Here is a 13324-nt window from a genome sequence, read left to right on the forward strand (position 1 = left end):
GCTGGTCGCGTGCGGAGCACAGCGTGTCGTTAGCGCGACCAAAGTTACACTTCTATGCGTGCTGGCCGCGGCCGATATTCCACGGGCAATAGCAGCCGACGGCGACCATTGGAGCAGGTTCGACATGTGCCCCCGCGACCAGCTTGTCGAGAATCGGCTCCACGAAACTGTTGTTCGAACTACAGACAAGACCCGCGCTGTAGGGTCCCGCGTAGGCGAGCTTTCCATCCGCAGCCCAAATGGCGATAGCGGGACTGGCCGGTATGCGCTCCATTCCTTCGATTCCCGGTAAAGGCTTGAGCTTGCCTCGGAGGAAGGCCGGTAATTGTCCGTGGGTACCGGGCTTGCGCACGCTGTAGAAGTCGATATCCGCGCCTCTGAACATCGTGATGAGATAGTGCAAGTGGGCGTCGGTGTTCTCATTACAGCTTGCGCAGTCGGGGTCCCAGAAATGCACGACACGAATGCGTCCGGTATTGCCTGCCAGGTCTGGCGGCAGACGCAGGTCGGAGTCTCGGAAGAGAACAGCCTGATTCGAGTAACTAATCACTCCACCAACGCCGAAGTATCGCCACAGTGCAACGCCGGTCCCGACCAGGATGCATACAGCTGCACAGAGAAACACGATGACCGGGCGGCGTCGCAGCAGGGGAACGGTTGATTGAGGGGGGGCCCCGGTATTGGCTGGAAACATGTGCGGCAGGCGAAGTATCGAGGCTTGTGATCAGCGGCGGAACCGGCGGTTGCCGCTCGCAAAGCGCAACAGGGCAGTGCGGCTGGTCGAAGAAATATTTCCTAGCGGTCACGATCCCGAGGCTTGCGAACGAGGTCGATAGCCTCTCTCAAAGTCATGGCGGTTGCACCATTCTTCTGCGTCTTGATGCGGGGCAGTGTTATGTAGGTGCGGCATATGTCACGGTAAAACTCGTCATGGGCCTGCTCACTTAACCAGTTGAGTCGTTCGCTGTCGGCATTGCTGGTATGGGCCTCGACCAGGTGTTTGCGAAGCAGCTCGATCTCGTTGGCGACTTGTCGAAGGGTATCGGCCACTTCACCGGTCATCAACTCCGCCTGTTTTCTTATCTGTTCAAGATCAACGCACATGATCGGGTATTTGAAGTATTGCAACAATGTCGCCGGATAAGGTCCTCTTCTCGCGCGGACTGAGAAGACCAATCTGGTCTACTCACGCAGCTCGCGGAACAGCACCGCAGCCACAATCAACGGTGCTGTTTTGATGAAGTCCACAAGAAAGCTTCCGTCTACGAATGAATTTAAAGTAAGCCCGGCGTAGTCGCAATTGCACTTTGGGTTAGATATGAGATGGCACTCTGACCTGCATGCCACGTTGTGCGCAGTAGTCTCGGGCACGGCTGACTGCCGTTCGATATGCTTCCGCCCACGAGAGCCGAGCGCCCCGTGTGGTGACGGCGACGTCAAACACAGCCGCCTTCTCCGTATTGGTGACACCGGACGTAGTCGCGCAGGCCGCCATCGATAGCGAACAGGCAGCGAGCGATAAGCGCATGAGTGGGTATGAGTGGCGCGATATCGGCATTGCTGGGCAGATCTCCCGGAAAGCGACGAGATCAGTTTGCAGGCGAGGTCACATGCATATGCACGGTCGCGGGGGCGAGATTGCCTGGGTCGCTCGCGAGGTGAAAATACAGCAACGCAGTAGCGATCGCAATGCACATCGCGATTCCCGGGTATTTCGCATTGACGCTGTCGATCGCGCGAATCAGAACACCCCGCCGGCGCGCGGTCGTGTGAGGGCCCGAAGTCATGCTCCGTGGAATCCAATTCTTGCCAACGAGCACGCGCGCAGTGACGCGCTGCCGCGCCAAAGCAGCCTTTGCCGCTTTCGACTGGTCCACCATGCACACGCCACGCACGTCACAAGTGCGCCGCTCTGCGCGAGATCGCGTTACATACCGCATCCCCACCTCCCCGGTTCAGGTAAATCGGTGCATAAAGCACTTTAATGCCGTCGTGGTGGACCTCGATGGTGCCGTTGAACGACTGATGGTTGTAGACATAGTGAGCCGCCCCTGATCCAGCGGATATGTCCACGTCGTAGTCGTGCCGTCTCAAGAGGCCCTCATCGTCAAAATAGAAGATCTGCTCGGTAGAATGAGTGGTGATCGATCTAGGGAAGCGGACTCGAAGCGCTCGCCATGTTTCACCATTTTCTTGCCACGGCTCTACTTCTGCCGATTCGAAGCCTTCTGTGACCAAAGAGAACGGCGATGTGAGGTACGTCCACATCGCATATCCCGCAAAGTAGGCAAGCTGAATACGATCCCACGGCGTCTCGAGCTTATGACCGGCAAATGACCCCCGCGTGTTTTCTCGAGCCTCGACAAGAAGTCCGTCCTGCGTCTCAATAGCCACGTGCTCGGCGTTGAAGGCGGTACGGTGCGCGGGTTCCAGGAACGGGGAGTGCGACGCCCACTGGTAATGTAAGGATGCAGCGATGCGCGATGGTCCGACGAATCCCTGTTGTCCTTTAAGTCCCCAGAGTACTCCGCCAACATCCAGGTCGGCCGATACTTCCGATAGGTCGTTCCATCGTTTTAGGCCGCCATGGGCCTCAATAGCAAACGTCAGCAGGTCCTTCATAACCTTACACTCCGAAAAAATTGCTTCGGCCAGCCGAATGGTGGTTTTCGGCAATAACAGCAACTTTTGTGGGTGCAACGAACGGCATTCGAGCGCTAAATCTCAGGCCTGTCGCCGCGGTGTGCCGCCGGGTGCCACGGAAGGGCAATCACCCGAGGGGACTTTCTCCGGGGCGCAAGATTTGGAGGCGGCCGGGCGTCTTCCTCGGAGGTTGGATAGAGTGGAGGTTTGACTTCTGCGAGTCATGGTGCCGTTGCATACCGCGGTGCAGGGACATCGCTCGACAGATCCCGTGACATCGTGCGCCGTGCGGCTTCATAGGCCTCCCATTTTTCGCCGGCATGCAATGAAGGGATGGTGACGAGCTCGCGGCGGTCGAAGCCCGTCAAAGCCGCATCGACCATGTCGGAGGCAGACATGACGATTCCCCCGGGCAAATGCTCGAGTGGGAGGCCGCCGGTCTGCCAGAATTCGGTGGCGGTTGCTCCAGGCAGCACGGCTTGCACCTGTACGCCCTTGTCAGCGAGCTCGTGGTGCAGCGACTGGCTGAAGGCGAGAACAAAGGCCTTGCTGCCGCCGTAGACGCCGTTGAGCGTCTCCGGCGAGAGCGCGACGATCGATGAGATGTTGATCACGGCACCCGTGCAGCGTGCAATGAAGCCTGGGACCGCCGCATACGTAAGGCGGGTGAGCGCAGTGACGTTCAGGTCGATCATCCGCGTCATCGCATCGACATCGCTTTCCAGCAGCGGCGTATGCGTGCCTACACCCGCGTTGTTGACCAGCAGTGTGATGCTTGCGTCCTGTTTCAGTTTCGCTTCAACGCTAGCAAGCGCTGCGCGGTCGTTGAGGTCTGCGTCGATGATTTCTATGCTCTGGCGCGTGTCGTTCGTGATGCGGTCGGCGAGGGCGATCAGCCGGTCGCGGTTTCGGGCGACCAGAATCAGGTCGTAGCCGCGGCGTGCCAGCCGATCAGCGTAGACTGCACCGAGACCCGACGACGCGCCGGTAATGAGGGCTGTACCTTGGTGTGCGTGGGCCATGATTTCACTCCGTTTCGAAGGTGAATGTTGAACGCGTGATTGCATTCTGGCTTCGTTTCGTCGGGACAGAAATGACGGAATTCAGGTTGGTTTAGGACATCGTCCGGCGGAAGCCGGACATGTACCGCCCCGGCTTTCTGATTCGCCTCGAACGGTTTTTTCTGCTCGAACCTCAGGCCGTTGTCAGTGCGAGCCCGCAGCGGCGTCGTTCGATCTGCCACCGTCGCCCGGCTTGGTGATCCAGATGAGCGGGATGATGAGTATCATGATGACCGCGGCGGCATGGAACACGTCATTCAGCCCTAACATAGCCGCCTGTGTCTGCACCGTATGATCGAACATCGCATACGCCGCACCTTTTCCCAGACCAAGCAACGAATGGTAGGTATCGATTTGCGCGTTGAACATCGGGTTGGTCGGACTTGACTGCTGCGTCAGGATTTCATGGTGCATGATCGTCCGGTTGTTCCACACGACACCCGCGATAGACGTGCCGACGCCACCGAAAAACATGCGCGCAAAGGTGGATAGGCCGGCGGCGGCGGGCACTCTTTCAGGTGGTTGTCCTGACAGGATGATCGTGGTCAGCGGGGCGAAGAACAGCGCCATCGGGATGCCTTGCAGCAGGGTCGGCAGGACGATGTGACCTTCGCTGATATCCGTGTAGAAGAACGAACGCATGTAATAGACGATCGCGAAGCTGACGAACGCGCACGTGCCGATGATGCGTGCATCGGAACGCGGCAGAATTTTCCCCATGATGGGTGCACCGATCACCGCGAAAATGCCCAGTGGCGCCGTCGCGAGCCCCGCATCCAATGACCGGTAACCCAGATACTCCTGCATCCACTGCGGAAGCAACACCAGCGTTCCAAAGAAGACGCCATACGCGACGGCAATCGAAACCGTGCCGCCGAGGAAATTACGCTGCTTGAAGAGCGTCAGGTCTACAATCGGGTTCTTGTCCGTCAGCTCCCAGACAATGAAAAACGCCAGCCCCACTGCGGCAACGATAGTCAGGACGATGATCGTGTTCGAAGAGAACCAGTCGAGATCCTTACCCTTGTCCAGCATGACCTGGAGCGACGCCACCCAGACGATCAGCAGCAGCAGTCCGACGACATCGACGGGAAGCTTTTTGGTCGGCGTGTCGCGATGGCGATACAGCATCCACACCATTGCGGCGGCAAATATCCCGACCGGGACGTTGACATAGAAGATCCATGACCAGCTATAGCTGTCCGTCACCCAACCGCCGAGTGTCGGCCCCACGATCGGCCCGGCCACCATGATCATCGAGAACAGCGAGAGTGCCAGTGAGGATTTCGCCCTGGGCCAGGAACTGATTAGCAGCGCCTGGGACATCGGAATCAGTGGTCCGGCCACGGCGCCCTGCAGCACGCGCGCAAAGAGCAGCATCGGTAGTGACGGCGCAATTGCGCACAGCCACGACGCCATGACGAACAACAGAATCGAACCGACGAACAGGCGAACCTGGCCCAGCCGCTGGGTCAGCCAGCCGGTCAAGGGTATCGATACGGAGTTCGCGGCGGCAAATACCGTGATGACCCACGTGCCTTCATCGACCGATACACCCAGGTTTCCAGAGATGGTCGGAATGGCCACATTGGCGATCGAGGAGTCAAGCACGGTCATGAACCCCGCAAGGCCTACGCTGAACGAGCCCAGGGCAAGTGTCGCCCCCGTAAGCGGGGGGGGATTCTGATGGTCGGTCGTCATGCTGAGCGTCCTGCAATTGAGTGTCTGAAGAGAAAGGCACGATATCTGTCACGTGCCCGTGCCCAATGAGAGAAGCTCATTCGTTTTTGGCGATGATGCGTGCGATCGCCGAGTCCGCTTCGTCGCCGTACTTGGCGAATACGTCAGTCTTGTAGGTCGACGGTGGATCGGTGTCGAGCTGCGGACCGGCAGAGTCCTTGACGTCGACATCCACGTTCATCGACAGCCCCACCCGCAGCGGATGCTTTTCCAGCTCCTCAGGCGGAATCTCGACCCGCACGGGCAGCCGTTGCACCACCTTGATCCAGTTACCCGTGGCGTTCTGCGCCGGCAACAGCGCCAGAGCCGACCCGGTGCCCGGCGTAAAGCCCGCCACCTTGCCGTGATAGACGAACGAGGTGCCGTAGACGTCGGCGGTCAGCTCGACCGGTTGTCCAACCCTGATATGACGAAGCTGCCACTCCTTGAAGTTCGCATCGACCCAAACCTGCTCGAGCGGCACCACGGACATCAACGCTGCACCTGGGGAAACGCGCTGGCCGACCTGAACTGTTCGTTGTGCGACATATCCTGTGACGGGTGCCGGCAACGTGGTGCGTGCATAAGCCAGGTAGGCGTCGCGAACTCGTGCGGCGCTCGCGAGTACGTCCGGATGGTTTCCGATCGAGGTGTTGGCCGTCAATGCGCGATTGGCACCGAGCTGTTGCCGGGCAGCCTCTAGCGCCGCCTGAGCAGACCTGACGGCATCGCGGGCGTGCGAGATCTCCTCGTCGGACACGGCACCGGTCATGCCCGTGGAAAGTCGGCGCTTCAGGTCGTCCTGTGCCTTCGAAAGATCCGTCTGGCGTTCGGCGATATCTGCACGAAATCTGTCATCGTCGACATACAGGCCATGGACTCTGCGAACCGTTTGGCCCAAATTGGCCTCGGCCTGTTGCAAGGCAATTCTGGCGTCCGCGGGGTCGATCTGGACGATCGGGTCGCCCTTCCTCACGATTTGCGTATTGTCCGCATTGACCCCGATGACGGTACCGGTGATCTGGGGCGTGATTTGCACGACATTACCGTTCACGTAGGCGTCGTCGGTATCCACGTGATAGCGAGCGTCGAGGAAATAGTAGGCGCCATAGGCCGTCCCCGCGATCGCCATGGAAGCGACGAGCAGTACGATCAGAAATTTGCGCTTACCGGGTTTCTTTCCCGGCTCATTGGCCGACGGTGGCTGAGGGGTGTTCATCGATAGCTCCAGCAAAGTTGTGCGTGTGCGGTCCGTCGCCATGCTTGACGGCTAGTGGTTCGATTCAGTGGGTAGCCGCGTTATCGGAGGGCGCGGGAATCGGTGTTTCGGTGTTTGCCGCGAGGCCCGTTCCCGCTGCATTGAAACCGCCGCCGAGCGCCTTGATCAGGCCGATATGCTTGTCGCGGCGGCCCATCTCGAGGTCGACGACTGCCGTTTCGGCAGCGAGACGGTTGTCGTCCGCATTCAGCACCTGCAGTTGCTGATTCAACCCCGCCTTGTAACGAACCAACGCCAATTGATACGCCGTCGTCTGCGCATCCAGTGCCTGCTGCGCGTCCACCAGTTGACGGTCGTCCGAGCGGATCTGCGAGACCTGCGTGGCCACATCGGACAGCGCATTGATCAGCGTCTGGTTGTAGGTCGCGACGTCGTAATCGAAATCCGCGTAACGGCCCTTCAGTTGGGCGCGCAAAGCGCCGGCATCGAATATGGGAAGATGAATCGCGGGTCCCGCCGACAACTGACGGCTACTGGCCGTCAGGAATCGTCCCCAGCCGAGCGCGTCCAGTCCGATCGATGCTGAAAGATTCACGTCCGGATAGAACTCGGCCTTTGCTTCTTTCACATCGTGGATTGCCGCTTCCACCTGCCAGTAGGCCGCCACGATGTCTGGGCGGCGTGAAATGAGGTCGGCGGGCAGGTTATCCGGCAACGCGATATCGGCTACGTCTCCAAGCGATGGCTGCGTGATCGTCAAGCCACGGTCCGGTCCCTTGCCGAGCAGCGCACCCAGCTGGTAGCGCACTGTCGTGATTTGCCCATCGAGATCGCTGACGTTCGACCGGCTCGTCGCGGTTTCGCCTTTTGCGGTCTGCTGTTCGACGTTGGTGTCGAGTCCCGCGCAAACGCGCCCATGGGTGATCTGCGTGATCTCCTCGCGATTCTTCACTTCGCGGACCTCGATATCACGCAACGCATAGAGCTGCGCGAGATGGTTGTAGGCGCTCGCGACCGATGCGGCGAGCGATATGCGCACCACCTCGGCTTCGGCGTCGGCGACCTTCTCCTGCGAGATGGCCTGACGAAGCCGCTCGCGATTTTTTCCCCATAGATCGAGGTCCCACGAGGCAGTGGCGAGCACGTTGTTCTCGCTCTGCCACGTGCCGCTGTACGGCGGCGGAACCAGACCGTTGGCGCTGTAGCGCTCACGCGTCCATGAATAGCTGCCTGTCACGTTCGGGTACAGTGCGGAATTGGCCGTGCCGATATAGGACGACGCTTTCTCGATGCGGGCCCGCGCCTGATCGATCGTCGGATTGCCTGCCAGCGCCTCGTCGATCAACGTGGACAATTGCGGGTCGCCGAATTGGCTGGGCCAGTCCATTGCCGGCCACCGTCCATCCTCGGCAGGCAAGCTCTTCTTCGTCTCGTAGATTGCAGGCGGGACAATCTGCTTGTCGCTTCTGATGCCAGCGTAATTGACACACCCAGCCAGGCTGAGTGCGGCAACCGCCGCGGCTGTCGAGGCCACCCATATGCTCCTTCTCAGCTGGCGTCGGTATTGATCCGTCATGGTTTCCATTTCCTTTCGCTCATCTGGATGACCAGGGTTCATAGGATCTATAGTGCGATTGCACTTTATTGCCTTCGGTAGCTCACGCATCAATGCATCGAAATGCACGCGTTTTGTGCCTCGTGACTACCCTTCGGGTGCGTTGGCCGTCATGCGGAACAGTTCGGTTCGCAGATGAGCGGCCTGTTGTTTCCCAAAGCTTCGCTCGAAGCGGGCCTGCGCCGTTGCCCAGTGAACGACCGCTTCGTCAAGCTTCGTCAAACCTCTTCTTGTAAGTACAACCCGCAGTCGCCGATAGCCTTGCCCTTCGGAAGATGCCATCACAAGGCCACGTTGGAGCAAAGGTTTGAGTGCGCGCACGAGCGTCGTTCTGTCCATTGCCATCGCCTTGGCGAGCCTGATCATCGTCAAGCCCGGACAGTGGCCCAGCGTCCTGAGAATACTGAACTGCGTGGGCGTGATGCCGGCCTTGGACAAGTAACGCTCGTAAAGCTTCGAGATGTGTCGAGAAGCTTGACGGAGGGCGAAGCAGTCGTCGTCTTGCAGGTCATCTAACCGCATGGACCGTTGCCTCGCGCAATTTCGCCACATCGGACGCACTTACAGCCGTCGATGCGTTGTTCCAACGCGACCGTACGACCGTCAGGACGTCTGTGACCTGCTGGTCTGTCAGCACGTTCGAAAATTTCGGCATCGGATACGCAGCCGGTAGCCCGTTGATCACGAGCGCTTGCGCCCCGTGCAAGGTGACATTGATCGTCGAGGTTGGGTTGGGCTCCAGCACCGCCGGATTGCTCGCCGCGCGAATCCGGTTGTGCGTGCCGCAGCGGCAGATATTGCCGGCCATTGCCGCGTCGATGTCGGGGTCGCTCGGGTTCGGGTTCGACGCGATCAGCGCGGCGGCCGCCATCACCTGGCCCGACTGGCAGTAGCGGCACTGGACGACATCGAGCGCTCGCCACGCCTGCTGTACCTTGCGGCCGGCCTCTGCGGTGCCGACTGCTTCCATCGTCGTGATTTGCCTGTTGCCGACCGCCGCGACCGGAAGCACGCACGAACGCACCGCGACGCCGTCGAGGTGCACGGTGCATGCGCCGCCTTGCGCAATCCCGCAGCCGAACCTGGTGCCGGTCAAGCGGACAATATCGCGAAGACCGCAAAGTAGCGGCATGTCATCAGTCTCGTCGACGGTACGGGTTGTGTCGTTGATGTTCAGGCTAACCACAGAGCACTCCATGAATAAACCGTTGAAATAGCTCTTTCGTGTACGGTGTATTAGTGGCCTCGACCTTGTTAAAGGAGATTCAAAGCGCGCTGTCGAAGGTGATTGACGAACACGTGATCGCATTCTGGCTTCGTTTCGGCGCGACAGAAATGACGGAATTCGGGTTGGTTTAGGACATCGCGCGACGGAGAACGTACATGCACTGGTTTGGCTTTCTGATTCGCCAGGATGCGGACAAGATCTGAACGCTTGATGATGTCGCGGTTCCGCGGAACCGTGATCAGGCTGTATATCCGCCAATCAGCCCGTAGTAGTGGTCATGCATTGATGTGTTTGCGCGAGGGCGTCACTACGGAGGTGATAGACGAATGGCACCTTGGTATGTACACCTTGGTATATATACCTTGTTTATCTATTCAGCCGCCGGGCGCGGCGCCTATGATCATGGCTTATTCCACGAGGCGATGGAGAACGGACATGTGCCGGATTGGCTTTCTGATTAGCGACGGTTTTCTGTCCATGGATCTCGCGATGCAGTCGGTGTTCGAGTGCGCGAACGTCGTGGTCGGAGAGTCGTTCTACGCGCTCGAAACTTTTTCCGAGGACGGCGGAGAGATCCGCTCGTCACTTGGCCTGACAGTGAGCACACGATCATTGCACGGGCATGTTGACGTGGACACGTGGATCGTCGGCGGGGTTATTGATCCGCTCAGTTCTCCGCCTCCTGACACCATAGTGGCGTTCCTGCACAAAGCTTGCATCAGCGCGAGGCGCATAGGCGCGATCTCCACCGGCGGATTCGTGCTCGCGGAAGCAGGCTTGCTGGCGCAGCGGCGCGCCACGACGCATTGGGCGTATGTGAGCGCAATGCAGGAACGTTTTCCAGATATCCACGTCGAGGAAGACCAGATCTACATTGTCGATGGTCCGATCTGGACGTCCGCGGGCATGACGGCTGGCCTTGACCTAACACTCGCGATGGTGGAAAAGGATCTGGGTGCGGAAACGGCCCGTGCAGTGGCGCATAGGCTCGTCATGCCTCAGCGGCGGGCGGGCGGCCAGTCGCAGCATTCAGAAATGCTGAACCTCGCCCCGAAATCCGATCGGATCCAGAATGCCCTGAACTATGCGCGCCAGAATCTGAGGTGTTCGCTATCGGTGGAGGAGTTGGCCAGAATCGCCCACCTGAGTCCGCGCCACTTCAGCCGTGTGTTTACGCTCGAAACGGGAGCGTCCCCGGCCAAAGCCATTGAAAGACTTCGACTGGAGGTAGCGCGGCAGATGGTCGAGCAGAGCCGGCATCCGCTTGATGTTATCGCCAGAGAGACCGGTTTTCGTGACTGCGAGCATATGCGCGACGCTTTCATGCGCGAGGTTGGCCGTCCGCCCCAGGCCGTCCGGCGCCACAAGCGCACAGGTGTCCGAGGGATTCTGCGGACTGACCAGGTCGATGCAACACCATAGAAGCTGGCGAGCCCAGCGTTTGCAGGTGGGGTAAAGGTAGAAGAATTCGCCAATAGACATTTCTTTTCAGCTACCAGTCGTCACGGCTGCCCGAAAGCTACCGCAAATTCATCCGAATAAATCTCCGCGAGTGCAACGCGCAGCGCGGCCGCTCGTTCCTCGCCGTATACCTCTTCAAAGCGACGCTGCGCTTTTCGCCAAAGGCGATTGGCCTCAGCAAGCTTCGCACGGCCGGCGGCTGTCAAATCGACGCGCCGGCTTCTGCCATCGTCTTCGTCGGGTCGCAGCGCAAGATACCCGTCGCGTTCGAGCGGCTTGACGTTTCGTGCAAGCGCCGATCGGTCAAGCACCATTGAGTAGGCGAGCTCGGTCATGGTTGGGCTGCCTTCACGTTCGACTTGAAGAAGGATGGACCGCTGGGCTGCGCTGAGACCGCTTGGCGCCAGAACAGCATCGTAGAGCTGCGAAAGTCGTCGGCTCGCCTTGCGCAGTGCGGAGCCATTGCAAACGAGTGGGGCGTTGGGGTTTGTCGGTGACATTGGTCGTTACTCCGTGACTTCCGAGAGTCAGCCGGGACACTTCCCGTCCCGGCGTAGAGACACAGTTTAAATCACCTTGACCACTACGGGCATATGCAAGTACATTGCATTCCAATGTATTTGCATATGCCCGTAGTTTTAATCGAGGAAAGCAAGAGATGGGTACGATCCAACCTCAAGGCCTGGCAGCGCCCAGAATCAATCCGCGCCTTCGAGCGATGCTCGAGATGCCGATAGCGCCATTGCTTGCGCAGATGGGCTGGTCGAACATGCTGATGATGTTCGCTCAGGCATCGACAGGGCTCGTCGAAACATGGTTTCTCGCAAAGCTCGGCACGTCGATACTCGCGGGTGTCGCGGTAGTCGTGCCCGTATTGATGCTGATGCAGAACATGTCGCAGGGTGCGATGGGCGGCGGCATCTCGTCGGCGGTTGCGCGCACGCTGGGTTCCGGCGACGCGGACTTGATCGCTCAGCTCGCACGCCATGCGCTCGTTCTGAACGTGTTGATCGGCGTTGCGTTCTCGGTGGTCTTGCTGGCAATCGCGAAGCCTCTATTCCAGACGCTCGGAGCCCACGGCGCCGCACTCGATGCAGCCGGCACTTACGGCCACGTCCTGTTTCTTGGTCTGCCGCTCCTGTGGGCAATGAACGCACTTGCGAGCGTGATTCGCGGTACCGGCAACATGATCGTGCCCGGTGCGGTGATCTGTGGCGGAGCGGCGCTCTTGATCCCACTGTCGCCGTGCCTGATCTTCGGCATCGGGCCAGTGCCACGACTTGGTGTCGCAGGTGGGGCGTGGGCGCTTATTGCGTACTACGCGGCAGGTACGATGATTCTCGGCTGGTATTGCGTAAGCGGGCGTAATCCGGCGCGTTTGGTACGTGGCCCTCTAGGTTGGGCGACGATGCGGGAGATACTCGTTGTCGGGGGGCTCGCCTGCCTTAATCCGATACTGACGAACGCCCTGATGGCGTTGACTGGCGCGGCGGTCGGCGCGCATGCTGGCACGGCCGCGCTCGCAGGTTACGCCACAGCCGCGCGCCTCGAATACCTGATCATGCCAATTGCTTTCGGTCTGGGTGCGCCCATGGTTGCGCTCGTGGGGGCCAATATCGGCGCAGGGCAGTACGAACGCGCGCGCAACATCGCGCTGACCGGTGGGGCGATGGCGTTTGCCATTTCCGAACTGGTCGGAGTCGTGGCCTCACTTTGGCCGCACGCGTGGCTGAAACTCTTCGGTACGAACGAGCAGTTATTGCAGACAGGATCGATCTGCTTGCACATCATCGGGCCGTTCTATGGGTTTTCCGGGCTCGGGTTCTCGTTGTATTTCGCGGCGCAGGGTGCGGGCCGCCTGCAATGGCCGCTCGGGGCGGGGGCACTGCGGCTGGCACTGTATGTGGGTCTCGGAACACTATTACTGCGCCTGACTGGATCGCTCCCGCTGTTTTTCGCGGTGGGCGCGGGGGCGATGGCGGCGTATGGTGGGATAAATCTCTGGTCGGTTGCGACAGGGCGTTGGTTCGTCGCGAAGACCGTTCATAGCGGCGCCCGAGACTCGGCGAAATTTTGAGCTTTGGCACACCCTCAGCCGCACGCTGACGTCTCGATGGCGCAGGTGAGAAGTGCTTCAATAGCTACCGGCCGCCTGGTCGACGTTCGGCGAGCCGGCGCCAAAACGCTGCACTTCGAGCAGTTCTCGGAAGAGGTACACTTGGCCAAAAGTTCGCGAATGCCTTCATCGGACGATAGTACCGTCCTCACCAAATCTCCACCTCAATATCACCGTCTTCTCACGACTTTCGGGCACTTCGATACTAATAATGCTCCCGTGGTAACCATCTTTCTGAAGGAAACGATATGAACCCGTCGTG

The 13324-nt window shown here is 59.5% G+C and carries 12 protein-coding genes and 1 pseudogene; 2 read left to right on the top strand and 11 right to left on the bottom strand.

Annotated elements, in window-relative coordinates:
- Window positions 1–52: 52 nt before the first annotated feature.
- The 10 genes and pseudogenes from AB4Y34_RS01150 to AB4Y34_RS01195 form a co-directional block, all read right to left on the bottom strand.
- On the bottom strand, window positions 53–694 hold the full coding sequence (locus AB4Y34_RS01150) for a DUF6436 domain-containing protein (RefSeq protein WP_368714984.1): 642 nt from the start codon (window positions 692–694) through the stop codon (window positions 53–55).
- Window positions 695–795: 101 nt separating this feature from the next.
- On the bottom strand, window positions 796–1128 hold the full coding sequence (locus AB4Y34_RS01155; protein ID WP_176379493.1) for a hypothetical protein: 333 nt from the start codon (window positions 1126–1128) through the stop codon (window positions 796–798).
- Between the two features lie 461 nt (window positions 1129–1589).
- Window positions 1590–1787, bottom strand: coding sequence for a hypothetical protein (locus tag AB4Y34_RS01160; RefSeq protein WP_368714985.1), 198 nt, complete (start codon window positions 1785–1787; stop codon window positions 1590–1592).
- Between the two features lie 109 nt (window positions 1788–1896).
- Window positions 1897–2622: a hypothetical protein gene (locus AB4Y34_RS01165; RefSeq protein WP_368714986.1), complete on the bottom strand. Its 726-nt coding sequence runs from the start codon at window positions 2620–2622 to the stop codon at window positions 1897–1899.
- A gap of 242 nt (window positions 2623–2864) precedes the next feature.
- Window positions 2865–3665 carry an SDR family oxidoreductase gene (locus tag AB4Y34_RS01170; RefSeq protein WP_176379496.1) on the bottom strand — a complete coding sequence of 267 codons (801 nt, stop codon included), beginning with the start codon at window positions 3663–3665 and terminating at the stop codon, window positions 2865–2867.
- A 183-nt stretch (window positions 3666–3848) separates the two neighbouring features.
- Window positions 3849–5405 (bottom strand): DHA2 family efflux MFS transporter permease subunit, encoded by a 1557-nt coding sequence (locus AB4Y34_RS01175; protein WP_368714987.1) that lies wholly within the window; start codon window positions 5403–5405, stop codon window positions 3849–3851.
- A gap of 76 nt (window positions 5406–5481) precedes the next feature.
- On the bottom strand, window positions 5482–6642 hold the full coding sequence (locus tag AB4Y34_RS01180; RefSeq protein WP_368714988.1) for an HlyD family efflux transporter periplasmic adaptor subunit: 1161 nt from the start codon (window positions 6640–6642) through the stop codon (window positions 5482–5484).
- A gap of 64 nt (window positions 6643–6706) precedes the next feature.
- Window positions 6707–8218 (bottom strand): efflux transporter outer membrane subunit, encoded by a 1512-nt coding sequence (locus AB4Y34_RS01185; RefSeq protein ID WP_368714989.1) that lies wholly within the window; start codon window positions 8216–8218, stop codon window positions 6707–6709.
- A gap of 126 nt (window positions 8219–8344) precedes the next feature.
- The gene (locus AB4Y34_RS01190) at window positions 8345–8779 is read right to left on the bottom strand and encodes a MarR family winged helix-turn-helix transcriptional regulator (protein WP_368714990.1); all 435 of its coding nucleotides are present in this window, start codon (window positions 8777–8779) and stop codon (window positions 8345–8347) included.
- A gap of 235 nt (window positions 8780–9014) precedes the next feature.
- Window positions 9015–9443: pseudogene (locus AB4Y34_RS01195) on the bottom strand ((2Fe-2S)-binding protein); the annotation flags it as partial.
- Between the two features lie 477 nt (window positions 9444–9920).
- On the opposite strand from AB4Y34_RS01195, the gene AB4Y34_RS01200 reads away from it, so the two are divergent.
- Window positions 9921–10907, top strand: a complete 987-nt coding sequence (locus tag AB4Y34_RS01200; RefSeq protein WP_368714991.1) for a GlxA family transcriptional regulator — start codon at window positions 9921–9923, stop codon at window positions 10905–10907.
- Between the two features lie 80 nt (window positions 10908–10987).
- Here the strand turns inward: AB4Y34_RS01200 and AB4Y34_RS01205 are convergent, their stop codons facing one another.
- The gene (locus AB4Y34_RS01205; RefSeq protein ID WP_176379501.1) at window positions 10988–11446 is read right to left on the bottom strand and encodes a MarR family winged helix-turn-helix transcriptional regulator; all 459 of its coding nucleotides are present in this window, start codon (window positions 11444–11446) and stop codon (window positions 10988–10990) included.
- A 227-nt stretch (window positions 11447–11673) separates the two neighbouring features.
- Between AB4Y34_RS01205 and AB4Y34_RS01210 the strand changes: the two genes are divergently transcribed.
- Entirely contained in the window at window positions 11674–13023 is a 1350-nt protein-coding gene (locus tag AB4Y34_RS01210) for an MATE family efflux transporter (protein ID WP_368714992.1), read from the top strand.
- Window positions 13024–13324: the final 301 nt, after the last annotated feature.

Source organism: Paraburkholderia sp. BR10954, from assembly GCF_040965775.1.
Classification (GTDB): Bacteria; Pseudomonadota; Gammaproteobacteria; order Burkholderiales; family Burkholderiaceae; genus Paraburkholderia; species Paraburkholderia youngii.

Coding starts and splice junctions, on each gene's coding strand:
- AB4Y34_RS01160 (WP_368714985.1), bottom strand. CDS start 1,787: ATGACTTCGGGCCCTCACACGACCGCGCGCCGGCGGGGTGTTCTGATT.
- AB4Y34_RS01185 (WP_368714989.1), bottom strand. CDS start 8,218: ATGACGGATCAATACCGACGCCAGCTGAGAAGGAGCATATGGGTGGCC.
- AB4Y34_RS01150 (WP_368714984.1), bottom strand. CDS start 694: ATGTTTCCAGCCAATACCGGGGCCCCCCCTCAATCAACCGTTCCCCTG.
- AB4Y34_RS01165 (WP_368714986.1), bottom strand. CDS start 2,622: ATGAAGGACCTGCTGACGTTTGCTATTGAGGCCCATGGCGGCCTAAAA.
- AB4Y34_RS01210 (WP_368714992.1), top strand. CDS start 11,674: ATGCCGATAGCGCCATTGCTTGCGCAGATGGGCTGGTCGAACATGCTG.
- AB4Y34_RS01190 (WP_368714990.1), bottom strand. CDS start 8,779: ATGCGGTTAGATGACCTGCAAGACGACGACTGCTTCGCCCTCCGTCAA.
- AB4Y34_RS01180 (WP_368714988.1), bottom strand. CDS start 6,642: ATGAACACCCCTCAGCCACCGTCGGCCAATGAGCCGGGAAAGAAACCC.
- AB4Y34_RS01170 (WP_176379496.1), bottom strand. CDS start 3,665: ATGGCCCACGCACACCAAGGTACAGCCCTCATTACCGGCGCGTCGTCG.
- AB4Y34_RS01175 (WP_368714987.1), bottom strand. CDS start 5,405: ATGACGACCGACCATCAGAATCCCCCCCCGCTTACGGGGGCGACACTT.
- AB4Y34_RS01205 (WP_176379501.1), bottom strand. CDS start 11,446: ATGTCACCGACAAACCCCAACGCCCCACTCGTTTGCAATGGCTCCGCA.
- AB4Y34_RS01200 (WP_368714991.1), top strand. CDS start 9,921: ATGTGCCGGATTGGCTTTCTGATTAGCGACGGTTTTCTGTCCATGGAT.